The organism is Luteolibacter arcticus (assembly GCF_025950235.1).
GTDB classification, from domain to species: Bacteria; Verrucomicrobiota; Verrucomicrobiia; order Verrucomicrobiales; family Akkermansiaceae; genus Haloferula; species Haloferula arctica.
Map to the genome: position 1 here is coordinate 136651 of NZ_JAPDDT010000009.1, position 19713 is coordinate 156363.

The 19713-nt window shown below is 62.6% G+C and carries 18 protein-coding genes; 7 read left to right on the forward strand and 11 right to left on the reverse strand.

From position 1 onward, the window contains the following. Positions 1-27: 27 nt before the first annotated feature. Positions 28-1365, forward strand: coding sequence for an SGNH/GDSL hydrolase family protein (locus OKA05_RS19200; protein WP_264488807.1), 1338 nt, complete (start codon positions 28-30; stop codon positions 1363-1365). A gap of 4 nt (positions 1366-1369) precedes the next feature. Here the strand turns inward: OKA05_RS19200 and OKA05_RS19205 are convergent, their stop codons facing one another. From OKA05_RS19205 to OKA05_RS19225, 5 genes are all read right to left on the reverse strand, one after another. Continuing rightward, the gene (locus OKA05_RS19205; RefSeq protein WP_264488808.1) at positions 1370-2293 is read right to left on the reverse strand and encodes a ThuA domain-containing protein; all 924 of its coding nucleotides are present in this window, start codon (positions 2291-2293) and stop codon (positions 1370-1372) included. Between the two features lie 146 nt (positions 2294-2439). Beyond that, on the reverse strand, positions 2440-3600 hold the full coding sequence (locus OKA05_RS19210; RefSeq protein ID WP_264488809.1) for a Gfo/Idh/MocA family protein: 1161 nt from the start codon (positions 3598-3600) through the stop codon (positions 2440-2442). Positions 3601-3735: 135 nt separating this feature from the next. After that, entirely contained in the window at positions 3736-3930 is a 195-nt protein-coding gene (locus OKA05_RS19215; protein WP_264488810.1) for a DUF4177 domain-containing protein, read from the reverse strand. 23 nt (positions 3931-3953) lie between these two features. Continuing rightward, positions 3954-5033: a Gfo/Idh/MocA family protein gene (locus OKA05_RS19220; RefSeq protein ID WP_264488811.1), complete on the reverse strand. Its 1080-nt coding sequence runs from the start codon at positions 5031-5033 to the stop codon at positions 3954-3956. 5 nt (positions 5034-5038) lie between these two features. Then, positions 5039-6091, reverse strand: a complete 1053-nt coding sequence (locus OKA05_RS19225; RefSeq protein WP_264488812.1) for a sugar phosphate isomerase/epimerase family protein — start codon at positions 6089-6091, stop codon at positions 5039-5041. A 155-nt stretch (positions 6092-6246) separates the two neighbouring features. On the opposite strand from OKA05_RS19225, the gene OKA05_RS19230 reads away from it, so the two are divergent. After that, positions 6247-7449, forward strand: coding sequence for a bifunctional 3,4-dihydroxy-2-butanone-4-phosphate synthase/GTP cyclohydrolase II (locus OKA05_RS19230; RefSeq protein ID WP_264488813.1), 1203 nt, complete (start codon positions 6247-6249; stop codon positions 7447-7449). A gap of 5 nt (positions 7450-7454) precedes the next feature. Further along, entirely contained in the window at positions 7455-7769 is a 315-nt protein-coding gene (rhaM, locus tag OKA05_RS19235; protein WP_264488814.1) for an L-rhamnose mutarotase, read from the forward strand. Between the two features lie 261 nt (positions 7770-8030). Here rhaM and OKA05_RS19240 read toward each other — a convergent pair whose 3' ends face one another. From OKA05_RS19240 to OKA05_RS19255, 4 genes are all read right to left on the reverse strand, one after another. After that, positions 8031-9365, reverse strand: a complete 1335-nt coding sequence (locus tag OKA05_RS19240) for an aspartate aminotransferase family protein (RefSeq protein ID WP_264488815.1) — start codon at positions 9363-9365, stop codon at positions 8031-8033. 5 nt (positions 9366-9370) lie between these two features. Further along, positions 9371-10828 carry an NCS1 family nucleobase:cation symporter-1 gene (locus OKA05_RS19245; RefSeq protein ID WP_264488816.1) on the reverse strand — a complete coding sequence of 486 codons (1458 nt, stop codon included), beginning with the start codon at positions 10826-10828 and terminating at the stop codon, positions 9371-9373. A gap of 5 nt (positions 10829-10833) precedes the next feature. Further along, positions 10834-12267 carry a dihydropyrimidinase gene (hydA, locus tag OKA05_RS19250; protein ID WP_264488817.1) on the reverse strand — a complete coding sequence of 478 codons (1434 nt, stop codon included), beginning with the start codon at positions 12265-12267 and terminating at the stop codon, positions 10834-10836. 291 nt (positions 12268-12558) lie between these two features. Continuing rightward, positions 12559-14061: a CoA-acylating methylmalonate-semialdehyde dehydrogenase gene (locus OKA05_RS19255; RefSeq protein ID WP_264488818.1), complete on the reverse strand. Its 1503-nt coding sequence runs from the start codon at positions 14059-14061 to the stop codon at positions 12559-12561. Positions 14062-14281: 220 nt separating this feature from the next. On the opposite strand from OKA05_RS19255, the gene nagB reads away from it, so the two are divergent. Both nagB and OKA05_RS19265 read left to right on the forward strand, forming a co-directional pair. Then, a complete protein-coding gene (gene nagB, locus OKA05_RS19260) occupies positions 14282-15031 on the forward strand; it encodes a glucosamine-6-phosphate deaminase (protein ID WP_264488819.1) in 750 nt (249 codons plus the stop codon). Positions 15032-15067: 36 nt separating this feature from the next. Then, positions 15068-15373, forward strand: a complete 306-nt coding sequence (locus OKA05_RS19265; protein ID WP_264488820.1) for a hypothetical protein — start codon at positions 15068-15070, stop codon at positions 15371-15373. A 13-nt stretch (positions 15374-15386) separates the two neighbouring features. On the opposite strand, the gene OKA05_RS19270 is transcribed toward OKA05_RS19265, so the two are convergent. Continuing rightward, the gene (locus tag OKA05_RS19270) at positions 15387-15635 is read right to left on the reverse strand and encodes a hypothetical protein (RefSeq protein WP_264488821.1); all 249 of its coding nucleotides are present in this window, start codon (positions 15633-15635) and stop codon (positions 15387-15389) included. Positions 15636-15757: 122 nt separating this feature from the next. On the opposite strand from OKA05_RS19270, the gene OKA05_RS19275 reads away from it, so the two are divergent. Together OKA05_RS19275 and OKA05_RS19280 are read left to right on the forward strand one after the other, a co-directional pair. After that, entirely contained in the window at positions 15758-16720 is a 963-nt protein-coding gene (locus tag OKA05_RS19275; RefSeq protein ID WP_343226978.1) for a diacylglycerol/lipid kinase family protein, read from the forward strand. Further along, complete coding sequence (locus OKA05_RS19280) at positions 16717-17388, forward strand: SanA/YdcF family protein (protein ID WP_264488823.1); 672 nt, start codon at positions 16717-16719, stop codon at positions 17386-17388. The genes OKA05_RS19275 and OKA05_RS19280 overlap by 4 nt, the downstream gene beginning before the upstream one ends. 80 nt (positions 17389-17468) lie before the next feature. On the opposite strand, the gene OKA05_RS19285 is transcribed toward OKA05_RS19280, so the two are convergent. Then, the gene (locus OKA05_RS19285) at positions 17469-19682 is read right to left on the reverse strand and encodes a hypothetical protein (protein WP_264488824.1); all 2214 of its coding nucleotides are present in this window, start codon (positions 19680-19682) and stop codon (positions 17469-17471) included. Between the last annotated feature and the right edge of the window lie 31 nt (positions 19683-19713).

The window sequence follows — 19713 nt, forward strand, 5'->3', positions numbered from 1 at the left end:
GTTCGGTTGAATTTACCGAGCCAATGAATGACTCGTCTACTCTCCATCATTATTGCCGCTCTCCTTGGAATATCGGGAGTCGCGGCAGCGGCTCCCTTACGAGTGCTGGCGATTGGCGACAGCATGACGGAGGAGTATGCCTACGAATTCCCGTTCTCCGCGCCGGAATCCCAGCCCACCAATGCCAATACCCGGAGTTGGCCGGAGCTGCTGCGGATCTTCCGTCCGACTGAAGCCAGCCTAGGCCCTTTGGAGGCCACCGGCGGAAGCTACCTTGATCTGCGGAATGCCGGGCACGAGTGGAACTTCGGGATTCCCGGGATGACGATGATCTTCTGGAAGAACCTGCTCTACAACACGCCCTCGGATGACAAGGACGAGAAGGTGCTGAAGTTCGGGTATGGCCTGACTCGCGATGCTCTCGAAGATGAAATCGGCGTCGCCCAGGTGGTGGTGATCCTGTTAGGAGCGAACGACCTCAAGAAGGAATACAACGACCTCTTCAACAACACGGAGGACCCTGAATTCCTAACGGAATTGGTGAGCACCTACCTCAACCACATCCATGCCTGGGTGAGGATCCTCCGCCCCAACGTTCCTATTATCGTCTGCACTGTGCCAGATGTCGGGGCGACTCCGCAGATCTCAGGCACCTATAATATCCCCGCCAAACAGGCGAGCACGCGGGCCAAGATCGCGGCCTTCAATCAGGCAGTCATCACGTGGGCAGCCGGCAAGAATCCCGCTCCCACCATCGCGCGACTCGACCGCTTGACCGACCGGCTTTTCGACGAGCATCCCTTCCAACTCAATGGAACCGTCTTCAACATCACACCTCACCCGGAGAATCCTCCGACGAGCATTTTCTGTCGCGACGGCTTCCACGTGGCAACCATGGCGCAGGCGCTGATCGCCAACGAAATCATGGTGGCGATCAATGCCAAGCTCGGCACCAATCTAACGCCGTTCTCGAACCGCGAGATCCTGCAAAACCTGCTCGGGCTGAATCCCGATCAACCCTACCTGACCTGGGTTTCCGGAGCGGGGCTACCGGGGTCCGCCATGAACGCCGACCCCGACCACGATGGCCTGCCCAATGTGCTGGAGTTCGCCATGGGCACTCCGCCGGGATCCTTCAGCCGTCCGCTCACTGGCAGCTTCGCACCGGGACGATCGCTCTCGTGGCGGCCCGATCCCTTGGGGCTGCGTTTCGCGAACCTGATTCCCCAAGAGTCCACCAACCTGACGACATGGACGCCGGTCCCACCGGCCCGAACGCAAACGGCGGGCGACGGAACAGTGTCCGTCACGCCCGCCGCGGGGTCGAAGGGATTTGTGCGATTGCAAGCGACGCCGAAGCCTTAGCCGGTCACTTGTCGACCTTCACCTTGAAGTCGCCGATGGCCCACTGGATGCCGGCGAGGTAGTGGCTCAGGATGGTAGGGTTCCAGTACATCTCGTGGTTGTGGCCGATCGAGCAATAGAAGACCCGGCCCTTGCCCCATGAGTGCGCCCACGCGACGCCGAAGTCACCATCGGTGCGCTTGATGCCGCCGACTTTCATGTCGGTCTTCTCGGTGTCGAGACGCAGCAGCATGTGGTACTTCTTCGAGTCGTAAGGAGCCTTGAACTGATAGATCTCTTCTTTGAATTCCTGGTTCTTGCCTTCAAACATCGCGACCAGCGGATGCTTCTCCTGACCCGGCTCGACCTTGATCGAGACCTCGTGGCCCGCACCCCATGGATGGCCATCGAAGTAGCCGCCGACCATCTCGCCGTACTCGGACCAGTTGTAGAAGGTGTCGGTCGCGGCGTGAATGCCGACGAAGCCTTTGCCGCCTCTCACGAAGTCCATGAGGCTCTTCTTGAGAACCTCGACCTTGGCCTCGGCATCCTTGCGAGCATCAGCGCTCATACCCTTCAGCACATCCTGTGGAGGCATGAAGGGATCCATCGTGGTGCTGAGGAAAACGATGGCATCGAATTGATCGATCGTCTTCGGCTCGAAGTTCGCCAGGTCATCGCTGACCACGGTTTGGAAGGCGCCGGTTTTCTTGCCGAGCTCGGTAAGCGCGAGCTTGCCGGTTGGAATCGAGGCGTGGCGGAAACCCGCGGTCTTGGCGAAGACGAGCACCTTGCGCGCCTTGAACGGCTTGGCGAAAGCTTTCTCGGGAAGCGCCTTGGCGATGGCCTCGGCCGCTCCGGGAGGGGCTTGCTCATTGTCCGGCCCGGCGGCGACGAGGAAGAACGCCGCGGCAGCGCCGGCGAGTGGAAGGAGGAGAGTTGCTTTCATGTTCGGGATTTCAAATTGTAGCGGCGGTCTATGACCGCCGGAAGATGGCGGCACTAGCCGCATCGTGAGGTTCGGTTTACTGACTCCACAGGGATGCGGCTTATGCCGCTGAAGTGCGACGGTCACAGACCGCCGCTACATCGCTACTACGCACCGGGTTTGGTCCATGCTGCATTGTTTTTCGAGGAAGCGACAGCCGCCTCGATGAAGGCCATGCCGGCGACACCATCATCCACGGTCGGGAAGTCGTAGCCTTCCGGACGCGGGAACTTGCCTTGGATCTCGTCGCGGATGGCTTCGCTTGCGGCGAGGTAAACGTTCGCGAAAGCCTCGATGAAGGCTTCCGGGTGGCCGAAAGGCAGGCGCGTGACGCCGCCAGCCTCGGGACCATTGTAGGTATTGCCGCGACGCCAGGTCTCGCGGGGCTTGTCGAGCCACTTCACCACCAGTTCGTTCGGGTGCTCCTGGTGCCACTCGATCGAACCTTCCGTGCCGTAAACGCGGATGTTGAGGTTGTTCTCATCGCCGCTGGAAACCTGCGACGCGTAGATGATGCCCTTCACGCCGTTCTCGTAGCGGACGAGGATGTTGCCATCGTCATCAAGGTGGCGGCCGGGAATAAAGGTGGTCAGCTCGGCGGCGAGTTCCACGATCTCCAGCCCGGTGATGTAGCGAGCGAGGTTCTCGGCGTGCGTGCCGATGTCGCCGATGCAGTTCGAAACGCCCGAGGTATTCGGGTCCATTCGCCAGTTCGAGATCGCGCCGTCGGCCGCGTCCTTGAAGGCGCTGGCAGCGTAGCCTTGCGGATACTCCGCTACGATCTTGAGCAGCTTCCCGAGCTTGCCGGATTTCACGATCGCGCGGGCTTCCTTGACCATTGGGTAGCCGGTGTAGTTGTGGGTCAGCGCGAAGACCTTTCCGGACTTCTTCACCACGTCGACGAACCCTTTCGCCTCCGCGAGCGAGAACGCCAGCGGCTTGTCGCAGATCACGTTGATGCCGGCGTTGAGGAACGCGGTGGCCACCGGTACGTGGAGATTGTTGCGGACCACGATTGAGACGAAGTCGATGCGCTGGTCAGCGGGCAAGGCGGCTTCCTTCTGCGCCATCTCCTCGTAGGAGGTGTAAACGCGGGACGGATCGAGGTAGAAATCCTCGCCGGAAAGTCGGCTCTTCTCCGGATCGGAGGAGAAGCACCCGGCGACGAGTTCGATCTTGCCGTCGAGATTGGCAGCCATGCGGTGGACGCCGCCGATGAAGGCGCCACGGCCGCCGCCGACCATGCCCATGCGGAGTTTGCGATTCATGTGGAAGTAGGGTCTGAGTTCGGGAATTTCCTGAATGGAACCGCCAAGACGCCAAGGACGCCAAGCCGGAAAATTAAATGTTCTATTAGAGGATCGAGAACCAACCTGTCACCCCTGCGATTTGCAGCAGAGGATTCAGGTTAGAGTCTCAATCGTTTCCTTCACGAAGACACACAGGACGACGTGGCCGGCCCCTTGCCATACAGGGATGACGCAGGTGGAAAAGAGTTCCCAGCCCGCCTTCTGCATGTCGTTCAGGTATTGGTCGAGTTTGTTCGAGTCGACCTGCCCGTTTTTGATCGGCCACTGGGAGGTCTTATATTCTTTCATGAAGGAAACAACCGGCAATCAGATCACACCGCCACCGGCGCGCCGGAGGCAGCCGAAGCGTAGATCGCGTCGATGATCTTCATCAGCTTGAGCGCTTGGTCTGGCGTGTTGAATGCCTCGGCGGTGCCCTCGATGGCGTGGATGAAGTTCGCGGCGGAGGCGCTGCGGCCCATGTCCTCGCAAGCTTCGGTGACGATGCTGCGGTTCACCGAGCAGCCGTTCTCCTGAACGTAGAGTTCGCAGGTATCGATGGCGGTCTCGTCCAGACCGTCGCGCCCGAACAAGCGCTCGACCTTGCCGCCAGCCTTGGTGCCTTGGAAGACCACGGAGACTTCCTCGCGCTTGATCATCTCCGCCCAGGAGACCTGGAGCGTCAGGACCTGGCCGGTCTTGAAGGTCACGAAGCCGTGGGCTGCCGCCTCGACGTCATTGATGCCGTCCGCCTTGTCCGGAATACCCCACGGGCCCTTGAAACCTTTGTCGGTGATATGGTCGTTGAAGGTCTGCGCGAGCACGTGCGACGGCTCCGGGTAATCCATGAAGTAGAGCGCGAGGTCGATCATGTGCAGCAGGTCGATCACCGGCCCGCCGCCGGAAAGCGCCTTGGTGGTGAACCAGCCACCAAAGCCCGGGATGCCGGTGCGGCGGATCCACTTCGCCTGCGCGGAGTTGATTTTGCCCACTGTGCCATCGGCCGCATACTTCTTCATCGCGATCGACTCGGGCCGGGCGCGGTTGTTGAAGTTGAACATCAGCTTCTTGCCCGCGGCATTCGCGGCATCGATCATCTCCTGGACCTCCGCGGCAGTGAGCGCCGGGGGCTTCTCGGAGAAGACGTGCTTGCCCGCATTGAGGCACTGGATCGCCAGCGGCTTGTGGAATTTGTTAGGAACGATGATCGACACGGCATCGATATCGGCCTTCGCCAGCATGTCTTCGACGCTCTCATAGGCGCCTTCCACATTCCACTGCTTGGCCGCGCGCTCGGCCGCACCCGGTGCCGGGTCGGCGACGGCGGTGACGGTGGCTCCGGCCTTGCGGAAACCTTCCGCGTGATAGCGCAGCATGCCGCCGGCTCCGATGACTCCTACTTTGGTGGACATGATCTTTATTGGTTGGATTTGTCGAACGCGGCGTCGAAGGCGACGGTATTGCGCGGGAAGTCGAGGCCCTTCACAAAGGCACAGCTCTCGGTGGCACCGTGGAAGCGGTCCATGCGGCCGTCTTCCCACTCGATCGAAAGCGGACCGCTGTAGCCCGTGTCATTGAGCGCGACGATGACTTCCTCGAAGTTGATGTCGCCGCGGCCGACGCTGCGGAAATCCCAGTAGCGGCGCGCGTCGCAGAAATCGGTATGGCCGCCGAAGACGCCGACCTCGCCGGTGCCGTGGCCCCACCAGACGTCCTTCATGTGGGCGTGGTGGATGCGCTCGCCGAACTGATAGATGAACTTCACGTAGTCGACGCCTTGGTAGCCGAGGTGGCTCGGGTCGTAGTTGAAGCCGAAACGCTTGTGGCCGCCGACCGCATCGATGGCGCGCTGGGCGGAAACGATGTCGAAGGCGATCTCGGTCGGGTGGACTTCAAGGGCGAAATAGACGTCCTCCTTCTCGAAGGCATCGAGGATCGGCTTGAAGCGGGTGCCGAAGTCATCGAAGCCCTTTTGCAGATACTCCTGGCTGGTCGGGGGGAAGGCATACAGTGCACCCCAGATCGAGGACCCGGTGAAGCCGTTCACGACCGTCTTGCCGGAGCCGGCCGGCTTGGTCGCCATGTAGGACTTGCCGGCATCGAAGAACTTCCGGGCGGCCTTGGCGGTGTCGATCATCTCCTGTGCGGCGCGCTGGCGGACGCCCTCCGCATCGCCATCGCCCCAGACGTGCTCGGGCAGGATCGACTTGTGGCGCTCGTCGATGAGGTCGCAGATCGCCTGGCCGACGAGGTGGGCGGAGATCGCGTAGCAGGCGAGGCCATGCTTTTTCAGCAGCTCCCAGCGGGCTTCGATGTAGCCGGGCTCATTCAGCGCCTTCTGGACGTCGAAGTGGTCGCCCCAACAGGCCAGCTCGACGCCGTCGAAGCCCATGGCCTTGACCTTGGGGAAAAGTTCTTCCGCGGGGATGTCGGCCCACTGGCCGGTGAAAAGGGTAACGGGTCTGGACATGGTCGTGGGGTGGATGGTGCGTGGAGATTGGCGACGGCCTTTCACCGGGGGAATGGGAAAATCCCGGGGAGCCGTGAAAATTGCGACATGATCCGGTATCCTTCCCCACCCCACCCCTTGACCTCCGGCGTGGCGCGGATGAGGCTGCCGTGCGCATGGCCACCCCGCTCACATTCAGCCCCGTCGAGGAAATCATCGCCGAGATCGCTGCCGGCCGCATCGTCATCGTGGCCGATGACCCGGACCGGGAGAACGAGGCCGACCTGATCGCCGCGGCCTCGCTGTGCACCCAAGAAACGATTTCTTTCATGGCCGTCCATGGCCGCGGCCTGATCTGCGCCCCGATCACCCAGGAGCGCGCCGAGGAGCTGGAACTCCAGCAAATGACCCGCCGCAACCGCGAGGTGCTCCGGACCGCGTTCACGGTTTCGGTCGATGCCGCCAAGGGCGTGAGCACCGGGATTTCCGCCGCCGACCGCGCCCGCACCGTCCAGTTGCTGGCCGACGCCACCGCCAAGGCGGACGATTTCGTCCAGCCAGGCCACATTTTCCCGATCCAGGCCCGCGCCGGTGGCGTGCTGCGCCGGGCTGGCCATACCGAGGCGTCCGTGGATCTCGCCCGCCTCGCCGGCCTGCCAGCCGCCGGGGTGATCTGCGAGATCATGCACGTGGACGGCACCATGGCCCGGGTCGGTGACCTCGGCGAATACCAGCACGCCCACGGGCTGAAGGCCTGCACCATCGCCCAGATCATCCAGTGGCGGCGGCGCTCGGAGAAGCTGGTCGTGCGCGAGGAGACCATCAAATTGCCGACCGACCACGGCGAGTTCGATTGCCATCTCTACCGGGTGGAAACCGACGGCTCGCATCACCTCGCCCTCAGCCGCGGAAAGATCGATCCCGAGACGCCGACCCTCGTGCGAGTCCACTCGGAATGCCTCACCGGGGATGTTTTCCTTTCCCAACGCTGCGACTGCGGCGGCCAGCTCGATGCGGCCATGGAGCACATCGCGAATGATGGCGGCATCCTCCTTTACCTCCGGCAGGAAGGCCGCGGCATCGGCCTCGCGGCGAAGATCCACGCCTACAAGCTGCAGGAGCAGGGCTTCGACACCATTGAGGCGAACGAGAAACTCGGCTTCCCCTCCGACCTGCGGGACTACGGCATGGGCGCGCAGATCCTCTGCGACCTCGGAGTTCGGAAGATCCGCCTGCTGACGAACAACCCGAAGAAAGTCGTCGGCCTGGAAGGCTACGGGCTGGAGATCGTCGAACAGCTTCCGATCCGCCTGCCGGAGAATGTCCACAACGCCCGCTACCTCGCCACCAAGCGCGAACGCATGGGCCATCACCTCTAACAGTGATGATCCGCAAGGCCTTCGTGATGTCGGTGAATCCCGGCGCGGAAGAGGAATACGAGCGGCGTCACCAGCCGATCTGGGACGAACTCACGGCAGTGTTGAAAGCACATGGCGTGCACAACTACTCGATCTTCCTGCATCCCGAGACGCGGCAGCTTTTCGGCTATGCCGAAATCGAGAGCGAGGAGTGCTGGGAAGCAATCGCGGAGACGGAGGTGTGCCAGCGTTGGTGGAAGCACATGGCCGATGTGATGCCAGCGAATCCGGACTCGTCACCCGTATCCGCGCCGTTGCGCGAGGTATTCCATCTCGATTGAGTCGTGGATCTTCATGGTCCCCGACGGGGACCCAGCCAGTAGCCGGGGGTCGAGCCGCGAAGCGGCGATTACCCCCGGTTTCGGCCATGACCGGAGGGCATCCCGGACGGGATGCAAGCCGGGACCGAGCCACCTCGTCGCCACTATCCGGCTTCGACCCCGCCGGGGTCGCGATCTCACGAATCTAACACCCCGGGTAGTCGCTTCGCTCGACCCGGGGCTACTGGCTGAAATCCCTCCGGGATCGGAATGCCAGATCTCTCAGACTGAAGCTAGTGATTCGTCGATCACTTCGAGCATGAAATCCGCATCGGCTTCGGTGATGCACATCGGCGGCTTGATGCGGAGAACATTCCCCAACAGCCCGCCCTTCCCGATCAGCAGGCCGAGTTCCTTGCATCGCTCGAACACGGCCGCGCATTCGTCGCGGGCGGGTTCCTTCGTCTCGCGATCCTTCACCAACTCAACGCCGAGCATGAGGCCGAGGCCACGGACTTGGCCGATGAGCGAGTGCTTTTCCGCGAGCCGGTGAAAGCCAGCCGTAAGACGAGCGCCGATCTTCAGCGAATTCACCTGCAGCCCCTCCTTCTCGATCACCCTCAGCACCGCGCGCCCCTGAGCCATCGACACCGGATTGCCGCCGAAAGTGTTGAAGTGAATGCGCGTTGCCAAAGTCTTCGCGATCTCCGGCGTGGTCACCACCGCAGCGAGCGGACAGCCATTCCCGATGCCCTTGGCCATCGTGACAATGTCGGGAATCACGCCCTGCGTTTCGAAGCCCCAGAAGTGCGTGCCGGTGCGCCCGAAGCCAGCCTGTACTTCATCCGCAATGCACAGGCCGCCGGCAGCCCGCGCATGCTCGTAGGCATGCTTCAGATAACCCTCGGGAAAGACCACCGTCCCGCCGACCCCTTGGATCGACTCGGCGATGAACGCTGCGATCCTTCCGGAAGTGCCGAAGCGCACAAGATCCTCCACATCCGCGGCATACTTCTTCCCCGCGTCGGGATCATCGCTTCCGAAAGGCCCGCGATAGATGTCCGGCATCCGCGCGTGCTGGACGCCGAAGGAGTGCGGTACATTGAATTTCCACGTGTGGTGCGAAGTCAGTGCCATCGCCGACGGGCTGCCGCCGTGGTAGGCATTGCGCAGCGCAATCGCATCGTAGTTCCCCGTGTAGGCGCGCGCCATCAGCATCGCGAGGTCGTTCGCCTCCGAGCCCGAATTGACGAAGTAGCAGACCTTCAGATCGCCCGGCATCTTCGCTGCAAGTTCCTTGGCGTAGAGCGCGATGTTCGGGTGCAGGTAGATCGTTGTCGTGTGGGAAATAGTCTCGTTCTGCAGGTTCGCCGCGGCCACCACCTCGGGATGGCAATGCCCCACGCTCACCGTGACGATGCCGCCAAAGCCATCGAGGTAGCGGCGGCCGGTTTCGTCGAAGAGGTACTGACCCTTCCCTTCCACGATCATGATCGGCTTCTTGTAATAGTGGAAGATGCCGGGGCTGACGTATTGCTTTCGAAGATCGAGCACCTCCTCCGGTGAAGGACCATCGTAAGGCAGCGGCGTGTAGTCGAAGGGCGGGAGCGTGGCCATGAGGATCAGGGATGGATTTTAACCGGGGCGACTTTCCGGAAAGCCAGGAAGAGCACGAAACCAAGCCCGAACCCGACGAACCAGGCCTGCCGGTAGAGAGTTTCGAAGATGTCCGGCACCGAAGCGGCGTCGAGGGCACCAATCTGCACCAGAAAGCCCGGCAGATTCGGCGAAACGGAGAGCAAGAACGCGGACAACCCGGCGAGGCTGAAGCCGTTGGTAAAGCGATAGATGCCGTTCGTCCGGTAGAGTTCATCCACATCCAGCTTCCTCCGCCGCAGCACAAAGTAATCGGCGATCATGATCCCGGCGATCGGCCCTAACAGCGCGCTGTAACCGATGAGCCAGGTGAAGATGTAACCATTCGGATCGGCGTAGAGTTTCCACGGCATCATCAGGATGCCGATCACCGCGGTGATCATGCCGCCGGTGCGGAAGCTGATGTGCTTTGGAGCGAGATTGGAGAAGTCGTTCGCCGGGGAAACGACATTGGCCGCGATATTCGTCGAGAGCGTGGCGATGGCGAGAGCGATCAGGGCCAGCGCGGAGAGCCATGGGCTGCCGATCTTGCCGATCACGTCCACGGGGTTCCAAATACCATCGCCGCCGTAGATCACCACCGTCGCTCCCGTGACCACGATGCCGATGAACGAGTAGAGCGTCATGGTCGGAGGGAGACCGATGGCCTGGCCGAGCACCTGGTCCTTCTGCGATCGAGCATAGCGGGAGAAGTCGGGGATATTCAGCGAAAGGGTCGCCCAGAAACCCACCATCGCGGTGAGACCCGCGCCGAAGACGGGCAGGAATTCATTCACCGGTAGCGCCCGCGAGTTGCCTGCGAAGACAGGGCCAAAGCCACCGGCTTTCGCAACCGCCCATACCATCAGCGCGACACCCACGAGCAACAGAAACGGCGCACTCAAGACTTCGAGCCACCGGATCGACTCCATGCCCTTGAGGATGAAGAAAACATTGATCGCCCAGAAGACCATGAAGCAGGCGAACTGGCCGCCGGAAATGCCGAGCCACGAAATCGCCTCCGGCTTGTCCCAGCCGAACATCATGCCCAGCGTCGAGTAAATCGCGTCTCCTCCGACCCACGTCTGAATGCCGAACCACCCGCACGCCACCACGCCACGCAGCATGGCGGCGACATTGGCACCGCGGGTGCCGAAACTGGCGCGCAGCAGCACCGGGAAAGGGATGCCGTAGGCCGTGCCGGGATGAGCATTCAGGGTCATCGGCACCAGCACGATGAGATTGCCCAGGAACACGGTGAGCACCGCCTGCCACCACGTGAGCCCATTGCCTAACAGACTGCTGGCGATGCTGTAGGTCGGGATGCACACGGCCATACCCACCCACAACGCGGCGATGTCGCGCGTCGACCAAGTCCGCTTCGCCACGGGCACCGGGGCAATGTCGTCATTGATCAGCGAATCGTCGTGATGGGGCTGGTGCATCGAAATCAATCCTTCGGCCTGCGCTCAAGAAATGTCCCCCACCCCGTGTCGCCGCACCAAGTACCATCGCGGACCATCACCTTGCCACGCACGGTGACGAGTTCCGGACGCCCCTCGACGGGCCAGCCTTCCCACGCCGAATAGTCGGTGGCCATCGAATGGGTGGCGGCGGAAATGATGCCCCGCCATGCGGGATCCCAGATCACCAGGTCGGCGTCGCTGCCGAGGGCGACCTCGCCCTTCCGCGGGTAAAGCCCGAAGATCTCGGCAGCGCGGGTGCTGGCGAGTCTAACAAAAGCATGCAGGTCGATGCGGCCGGTGGCGACCCCATGCGTGTAGAGCAGCTTCACGCGCTCCTCGACGCTCGGGATGCCGTTCGGGATGAGCGTGAAGTTCGCCGGCTTGCCGGTTGGCTCGAACGAAGCATCGACCGCCTTGTCGGCTTCGGGGTGGCCCATGTGCTTCTGGGTGGCGAAATCAAAGGGCGCGTGATCGGTGGCCACGGTGTCGATGGTGCCATCAGCGAGACATTGCCAAAGGAACTCCTGCTGTTCCTTGGAGCGGATCGGCGGGCTCATCACCCACTTCGCGCCCTCGAATTCCGGCTTCTCGGCATAGCTGCTGTCGAGTGTGAGGTAAGGCGCGACCGTCTCGATGCCGGCCTTCACGCCACGGGCCCGAGCCTCGACGATCGCCTCGACCGCCGGCCTGCAACTCGTGTGGACCACATAGACCTCGGTGCCGGTCATGCCCGCGAAGGTCATCAGGTGATGGCAGCCTTCCGCCTCCACACTGATCGGCCGCGACGGCTCGTGCCATTCCGGGCCGGTCTTCCCCTCGGCGACGAGCTTCTTCTGGGTTTCAGCCACCAACTCCGCGTTCTCGCAGTGGGCGGTGAGCACAGCGCCGAGTTCCTTCACAGTGACGAGCGTGCGGTAGAGCTCGGTGTCATCGATGCCGAAGGCGCCCTTGTAGGCGAGGAAAACCTTGAAGGACGAAATGGCTTCCTCCTTCACGATTGCCGTCATGGCCGCGGCCGTCGTGTCGTCGAACTTCGTGATCCCGGCGTGGAAGGTATAGTCGCAGGAGGCGAGACCGGCCGCCTTGCTTTTCCACAGCCGGATCGCCTCCAGCGGGTCCTCGGCACGCGACGGGCAGCACATCTCAATCAGCGTGGTGGTGCCGCCCATCAGCGCCGCCTTGCTGCCGCTCGCCCAATCGTCCTTCGCATAAGTGCCCATAAAGGGCAGGTAAATGTGGACGTGGGGATCGATGAAGCCCGGAAAGACAACCTTGCCGGTCGCATCGATCACCTCTGCTCCGGGAGGCACGGGCAAGTCGCGATCAATGGCGGTGATCACACCGTTCTCGCATAGGATGTCGGCGGTGAAGCGGGTGGTGGCAGTGACGATGTCGCCGTTGCGGATGAGAAGGCTCATTGGATGTTAGAAGAACGAACCGCGGAGAAGAACGCAGGGATTTCTATTTCTGGGGATCGGCTGGGGTTCCCGAAACCAACTTCCTAAATCCCCATTTCACGAGAACCAACATGACAAGCACACCGAGGATCACACCCGTCTGATGCTCGGGAAACTTCCACACGACGAAACTGGCGAGCACGATCATCAGCAAGCGAAGCAAGAAGCGGACAAGAAGCCCACGAATGCTTGGACGATACGGAGACGACAACCCGGGCTCGGAATCGGTGGATGACATTGGCTGCGCTCCTTTCACCTCGCCCACACCTCCCCATCGCCGAAGGAGAACCACCGCGTGGTCGTGGTCTTGCGTTTGGTGAAGAACTCGACGCCTTCCTTGCCCTGGATGTGGAGGTCGCCGAAGAACGAATCGTTCCAGCCGCTGAAGGGGAAATAGGCGAGCGGTGCGGGAACGCCGACGTTGATGCCCACCATGCCAGCGCTGACATTGCGACGGAATTCGCGGGCGGCCTTGCCAGAGCTAGTGAAGATCGACGCCCCATTGCCAAAGGCCTGCCGGTTGGCGAGCGAGATGGCATCTTCAAGGGTCTTCGCACGCAGCACGGCCAGCACGGGACCGAAGACCTCCGTCCCCATCAGCGGGTTGTCAGGCGTCACGTGGTCGATGACGGTAGGCCCAAGGAAGAAGCCGTCGGGAGCGGCGTCCACCTTCGTCTTGCGACCGTCCGTTAGAACCTTTGCCCCGGCATGTTCGCCAGCATCGACAAGCCCGGAGACACGCGCCTTGTGCTCGGCGGAAATGACCGCGCCCATGTCAGGCTGCGAGTCGCGGATGTCGGTAGGACCGACCTTCATCGCACCCACGAGATCAGCCAAGGCGGGCAACAGCTTGTCCCCCGCCTCCCCGACTGCCACCGCGGTCGAACCGGCCATGCAGCGCTCGCCCGCGCAACCGAACGCACCGTCCTTCACCGCCTCCACCGTGCGATCCACGTCGGCATCGGGCATCAGGATCACGAAATTCTTCGCGCCACCGGCCGCTTGGACACGCTTGCCATGGGATGTTCCCTTGCGATGGATCTCGCGGGCCACCGGCGTCGAGCCGACGAAGGAAATCGCCGCGACGTCCGGGTGCTCCAGCAGCGCATCCACGCACTCGCGGCCGCCATGGACGATATTCAGCACACCCGGCGGCAAGCCGGCTTTCTCTAACAAGCCCACCACGCGCTGCATGGTGAGCGGGACCTTCTCGCTCGGTTTGAGCACGAAGGTATTCCCACAGGCGATGGCGATCGGCCACATCCACATCGGGACGAGGGCCGGGAAATTGAACGGACAGATGCCCGCTACCACGCCGAGCGGGTGCCGGTCGGTGTGGCAGTCGATCCCCCGCGCGATGTTCTCCAGCGACTCCCCCATCAGCAGCGTGGGGATCCCGCAGGCAAACTCCACCACCTCGATGCCCCGCCGCAGGTCGCCGCGGGCCTCGGAAAGGGTCTTGCCGTGCTCCGTGGAAATGCCGAGGCAGAGCTCCTCGAAGGCGTCCTCCAGCAGGATCTTCAGCCGGAATAGCACCTGAGCCCGCTCGTTCGGCGGGGTGTCCCGCCAATCGGGAAAAGCAGCCCTGGCAGCCGCGACGACCTCGTTCACCTCGGCCGCGCCACACATCGGGACGGAGGCGATGACCGTGCCGCGGGAGGGATTGAAGACTTGGCTGCTGCCCCTGCCCGCCACCTCCTTCCATTTTCCACCAAGATACAAGGGGCAGGTCTGATCCACGGCGGCAGGGTTCATGATGGGTGCGCCTGCAAACGGGCAGGATCACACCGTTTCTAGCGGAAAGCATGCCGCTCCAGCAAGGCCGCTTTCGTTGTTTTACCGGGCGGCCAGAGGAGGCGAATAGCAAGATTCGCGGAGCACCCTCACCTGAAGCCATCGCTTTTTCGCAAATTCCCTGCGCTTTTACGACCCGTTTGATTTTGACAATTCTCGACCTCATCTTCACCTCCGCCGCATGACCGAGTCCGCTCCCGCACGAATCTTCCCCGATCGTACCGAAGCCTGCCGCATTCTCGCAGCCGAAGTCGCCGAACTCGTCCGCTCGATCAACAACGCCGGCCGCCCCGCCGTGCTTGGTCTCGCGACCGGTCGCACCCCCCTGCCCTTCTACGCCGAACTGATCCGCCTGCATCAAGCCGGTGAACTCTCGTTCGCCAACGTGATTTCCTTCAATCTCGACGAGTATCTCGGCCTCTCGCACGGCCATCCGGAGAGCTACCGCACCTTCATGGAGCGCGAGCTTTTCAGCCACGTCGACATGCGACCGGAGAACATCAACATCCCGAACGGCAATCCCGACGACATTTCGGCCCGTTGCGCCGCCTATGAAAAGGCGATCCGCGATGCTGGCGGCATCGACTTCCAGCTCCTCGGGATCGGCCGCACCGGTCACATCGGCTTCAATGAACCCGGTTCGCCCCGCGACAGCCGGACCCGCCAGGTCGAGCTCGACCCGATCACCCGCGAAGATGCCGCGCCATCCTTCGGAGGGCTGGAGCACGTGCCCACCCACGCCATCTCGATGGGCTGCGGCACCATCCTGGAGGCACGGAAAATCGCCCTGCTCGCCTGGGGCGACGGAAAAGCATCCATCGTGAAGGAAGCACTCACGGGCCCAATCACCGACCAGGTGAGTGCGTCGTTCCTGCAAGAACATCCCGACGCGACCTTCTACCTCGATGCCGAGGCGGGCTCCGAACTTTGATTTGACGGGCTTCGGGTTCGATTCAGGGTCGGAACTATGAATCCTTTCCAGTCGCTCGCGGTCGTCGCCAGTGTAGTCGCGCTTTCTTCCTGCATTCCGCCCGGACCCGGTTACCCGCCGCCGGTCCACGGCCCGCCGCCAATTCCCGGTCCCCCGCTCCCCGGTGGGGGACTTCAGGCGCAACGCGACCAAGCCTACCAACAAGGCTGGGGCTTCGGCCGCAAGGACGCGCTCCAAGGCCGGCAAGCGAACTACCTGCTCTACAACAACTACTACAGTGCGGCAACCAAGAAGGACTTCGCGGCGGGCTACATGAATGCCTATCGACGGTTCCGGCGCTAAAACGGAAGTCGCTTCAGAAGGGTCCCGGCGGAAAGTAAACCGCCGCTCCACGGTCCCGATCCCGACGCCGCTGTTCCTCGCGCTCGCGGTCTTCCTTTTCTTTTGCCACGGCACGGCGGGCATCGATGTCGCGAATCTCGGCTTTCATTTCGTCCACCTCGTGGTCGGAGAGGCGCACCTCCTCCGGGAGCAATCCTCCGCAATACCCGCAGCGGGCGTGCTGGCGGCTGTAGAGCAGGCGCTGGCAATGGGGGCAGTTCATCGCAAAGGGAGCTACGGGGGGAAGCCGGCCCTTCTGTCTTCCCGCGACCTACCGGCCCGTTTCGCGGCATGCGACACCATTTGGGGTTTGGCATTTGGCCGCGCCCGGCTTCCATTCGGGGCGTGAAGGGACCTCACCGGTATCCGCTCATTTTCAACCCCAAGGCACGCAGTCAAAAAGGCAGGCGGGCGCTTGGCTTTTTGATGGATCACGCGACTCGCTTCGCGCTCTACGCCACGAGCAGCGCCGAGGAGGCCCGCGATCTTGCCGCTGCCTTCGCCCGCAATGGCGAGCCGGTGGTCATCGCGGCGGGCGGCGATGGCACGCTGAACGCCGTGGTTCAGGGACTCTCCGGTTCGCAGACCGCGCTCGGCGTATTGCCCGCCGGCACCATGAATGTCTTCGCCCGCGAACTCGGCATTCCCTTCGACAACCTCTCCCGCGCCTTCGAGGTGATCGAAGAGGGGCGAGTACGGGAGATCGACCTTTTCGAGGCGAATGGCATCCCCTTCGTGCAGATGGCCGGCGTCGGCTTCGACGCAATGGTCATCGAGGAAACCACGTGGGAGAGCAAGAAGGTGCTCGGTCCCCTCGCCTACCTGCTGGCCGCGGTGAAGGTGCTCGGGGAAACCCCGCCGCGGATGCTGGTGACTTGCGATGACGGCACGCAGGAAGAAGGCGTGGCTGTCCTGGCGGGCAATGGCTCGCTCTACGGCGGCCAATTCAAGCTCTTCCACAAGGCCGACAATCGCGACAGCATGCTCGACGTGCTGGTCTTCAAGGAGGCCGGCTACAGGCTGGTGCTCGACTCGCTGCGCGGGCTCGCACTCGGCGACTTGGAACACGCGGGCTCCACCGTCAGCTACCTGCAAGCCCATGCGCTGCGCGTGACCGCCGACCGCGAGGTGCCCGTCCAGGTCGACGGGGAATTGATGGGGCGTTGTACTGAGGTGGCCTTCACCAATCAGGACCCCGGCCGCCTGAGGGTGCTTGCACCCGAAGAACCGATCGGCAGCCGTTTCGCGGAAGCGGTCAAGGCGATGGTCTCGTGGACGAAATGGAAACCCCAGGAGCAGAAGGTGTGAGGGTTCCGCAAAAGCCATCGTGGAAACGCTGGCTGAAACGGATCGTCGTCACGGTGGCAGTGCTTTGCCTGCTGGCGGTGGCATTCGTGGCGTGGGCGAATTTCGCCGCGCTCCACGCCGGCCGTGGCGTGCTGTTCGACGACCTTTCGAAGGTTCCTGCGGGCAAGGTCGCGCTGGTGTTCGGCACCGACGACCGTTTCCAAGGCCGCGAAAACTTGTACTTCCGCTACCGCATCGATGCGGCGGAAGCGTTATGGAAAGCGGGCAAGGTCCGGCTGATCCTCGTTTCCGGAGACAACAGCGAGAAATACTACAACGAGCCGGAGAAGATGAAGGCGGCGCTCATCAAGCGCGGCATCCCGAAGGACCGGATCGTCTGCGACTATGCCGGCCTGCGGACCTTGGACTCCGTGGTGCGGGCGAAGGAGGTCTTCGGCCTCGACGACATGCTCTTCGTCTCGCAGCGCTTTCACAACGAACGTGCCGCCTACCTCGCCAAGGCGAATGGCATCACCTACTGCGGCTACAATGCCCGCGACGTGGCCGGCCAAGGCGGACTGAAAACGAAGCTCCGCGAGGTCGGCGCGCGGGTGAAGATGTGGCTGGACGTGCGGGTGCTCGGAACCAGGCCGAAGCATCTGGGGGAGAAGATCCCCTTGCCGGAGTAGGGATTATCCCTGTCGCACACGCCGCACGAAAAAGGCCTCCCTTGCGGGAGGCCCTTTGGAATCCGGAATGTGAGGGAACCTCAGCGGACCTTGAAGTGCACCGTACTGCGGAGTTTTCCGCCTTCGATGCGCTCGTTGAAGCTAATCTGGTCGAACTCCTCGAAGGCCGCGAGGCCCTTCTTGATGCGCGGGAGTTGCTCCTTGAATTCGGCGAACTTCTCGGGGCTGCCGAGAGCGGCTTCGCCGTTCTTCTCCATCAGCGTGACCCAGTCGCCGGTGAACTTCCGCAGCGTGTCGAAGTCCAGCTCCAGCCAAGCGCCCTTGCGCTCACCGGCTGCCTTTTCAGCCGACACGGCGAGATCGAGCGCCTGGGACTTCGAGGTGGACGCCACGAACCACTTGTCGCTGACCGTGACCGACGGCACGAAGTCGCCAAACGCACCCATCGAGAAGAACCAGGTGGTAAAGCCATCCTTCTCCGTGGGCATCGGCGTTTGCATCGGAATGTCCTCGCCCGCCAGTTCGCTCGCCGTCTTGAAGATGTTCTTCAGCGAACCCTCCATCTTGCCCCACGAGTCCTTGAGCTTAGCGCGATCGGTGACTGGCGAAACTGCGGATGCACGGAGGAAACGGCCGCCATCGACCAGCTCCTGAGGCACGCCGGGGAATGGCGGCATCTTGCCCTTGAGGTCCACCACCAGGGCGGTTTCCTTGCCAAGGCCGGAGTTGGCTGTCGAAAGCGCGTCCCACATCGCGATGGTGTCGGCGCGGAACTTCTCGTTGAAGAGCACGAAGCCTTGCTGGAATTGTGCGAACTCCTCCGAGTCCTCCACCTTCAGTCCGGCCACCTTTTCGGCCACGGAGTAAGCGGTCTCCACGAGCGCTTCGCCATATTCGCCGGCGCGCTTCGAGTATTCGGCATCGGCCACCCAATTGCCGAAGAGCAGCACATCATCGCTGGAGCCGAGATTCGCAAGCTGGTGAGCGGCGGTGTGATCGGCCGCGCCGCGATTGACGCCGCCGAAGAACTCGAACTTCACGCCCTGATCCTGCACCACCAGCCCGCCGATGGTATCGGCCTTGGCCAGGCCGAGCAGCGCGTCTTCCTTCTCTCCCACCAGCTCGAGCAGCGAAGCCAGCTCGCGGGTGTCGCCCAGGCCCTCGGCACCGGCCAGACCGTCACGGATGCCGAGCGCCATGTCCTTCAGGCTGCCGGCGATGCCGGACTTCACCACGCCTTGGTCACCGTAAAGGAACCCGGCCAGCTTCTTGCCTTGATAGCCATCCACAAAGGAAATCGCCTCATTGGCCGCAAGCGAGTCCTCGACCTTTTCCACCAGCGGACAGGCTTCCTCGCTATCGCCCACGAAGATCATCAGATAGTCTTCGAGCGCTCCTTGGGCAATCGACAGATTCTTCGTCTTGACCGCGGCGATCAAGCGATCCACGTCGGCAGGTTCGAGGGTCTGCTCTAGGTCTGCGCGACTGGCCTGCATCTGCTCCGCAAAGAAGCTGCCGGCGAGCTTGTAGCCCTTGAAGGTGACTCCGCCCTTGGTGAATTCCAGTGGCTTGGCGCCTTCGCCGAGCATGCCCGGCAGCCCTTCCAGACCGGAGGTGAGCTGCTCCTGCGCCATCGCCAGCGCCTCGGCGTCCTGCGCCTTCACCCCGATCAGCGTCGGCGGCATGGCGGCGGCTTCGATCAGCGCCATCTCCTTGCCGATCTCCTTGGCCATCGTCATCATCGCCTCCTGACTGGCTGTATCCAGGCCGGAGAAGTCGCCGTCCTTGGCACCGGCGGCGAAGGCCTGCGTCAGCACGCGCATCTGGTAGTAATTGCTGCGCTGGCTGAGTTTCATCAGGTTCGAGAGCTGCGGGGCGGTGCCCTTGCCGGTCGCGAGGAAAATTTCTTGGCCGAGGAACTTGCCGGCCTCGGCCGCGCCTTCGGCCATTTCCTCCTCGATGTCCGTGCCATCCTCTTCCTTCGCCATCTCGCGGATGAACTCCCAGGTCTTGAGCGACTTCAGGCGTTTGACGATGTCCTTGCCGTCGTAGAGGGCCATCACGCTCTCCGTATCCTTGGAAAGGTGGCCGACGATGCCGAGCATGGCCTTCCGCTCGCCGGGCGTCAGGGCCTTCACCACTGGAGCAGGCGGGGTCTCGGCGGGCGTCGCTGCCGGAGTCTTGGCGACTTCTCCGGGGGCCGCCGGCGCGGATTGCTGCTCCTTCTTCTCGCAGGCACCGAGGACGAGTGCCGAGACGGGAAGAACGGTAAACCAAGGGCGGAATGCTTTCATTGCTTGCGAACGCTACGGAAAACCACGGACC

Coding starts and splice junctions, on each gene's coding strand:
- OKA05_RS19200 (WP_264488807.1), top strand. CDS start 28: ATGACTCGTCTACTCTCCATCATTATTGCCGCTCTCCTTGGAATATCG.
- OKA05_RS19205 (WP_264488808.1), bottom strand. CDS start 2,293: ATGAAAGCAACTCTCCTCCTTCCACTCGCCGGCGCTGCCGCGGCGTTC.
- OKA05_RS19210 (WP_264488809.1), bottom strand. CDS start 3,600: ATGAATCGCAAACTCCGCATGGGCATGGTCGGCGGCGGCCGTGGCGCC.
- OKA05_RS19215 (WP_264488810.1), bottom strand. CDS start 3,930: ATGAAAGAATATAAGACCTCCCAGTGGCCGATCAAAAACGGGCAGGTC.
- OKA05_RS19220 (WP_264488811.1), bottom strand. CDS start 5,033: ATGTCCACCAAAGTAGGAGTCATCGGAGCCGGCGGCATGCTGCGCTAT.
- OKA05_RS19225 (WP_264488812.1), bottom strand. CDS start 6,091: ATGTCCAGACCCGTTACCCTTTTCACCGGCCAGTGGGCCGACATCCCC.
- OKA05_RS19230 (WP_264488813.1), top strand. CDS start 6,247: ATGGCCACCCCGCTCACATTCAGCCCCGTCGAGGAAATCATCGCCGAG.
- rhaM (WP_264488814.1), top strand. CDS start 7,455: ATGATCCGCAAGGCCTTCGTGATGTCGGTGAATCCCGGCGCGGAAGAG.
- OKA05_RS19240 (WP_264488815.1), bottom strand. CDS start 9,365: ATGGCCACGCTCCCGCCCTTCGACTACACGCCGCTGCCTTACGATGGT.
- OKA05_RS19245 (WP_264488816.1), bottom strand. CDS start 10,828: ATGCACCAGCCCCATCACGACGATTCGCTGATCAATGACGACATTGCC.
- hydA (WP_264488817.1), bottom strand. CDS start 12,267: ATGAGCCTTCTCATCCGCAACGGCGACATCGTCACTGCCACCACCCGC.
- OKA05_RS19255 (WP_264488818.1), bottom strand. CDS start 14,061: ATGAACCCTGCCGCCGTGGATCAGACCTGCCCCTTGTATCTTGGTGGA.
- nagB (WP_264488819.1), top strand. CDS start 14,282: ATGACCGAGTCCGCTCCCGCACGAATCTTCCCCGATCGTACCGAAGCC.
- OKA05_RS19265 (WP_264488820.1), top strand. CDS start 15,068: ATGAATCCTTTCCAGTCGCTCGCGGTCGTCGCCAGTGTAGTCGCGCTT.
- OKA05_RS19270 (WP_264488821.1), bottom strand. CDS start 15,635: ATGAACTGCCCCCATTGCCAGCGCCTGCTCTACAGCCGCCAGCACGCC.
- OKA05_RS19285 (WP_264488824.1), bottom strand. CDS start 19,682: ATGAAAGCATTCCGCCCTTGGTTTACCGTTCTTCCCGTCTCGGCACTC.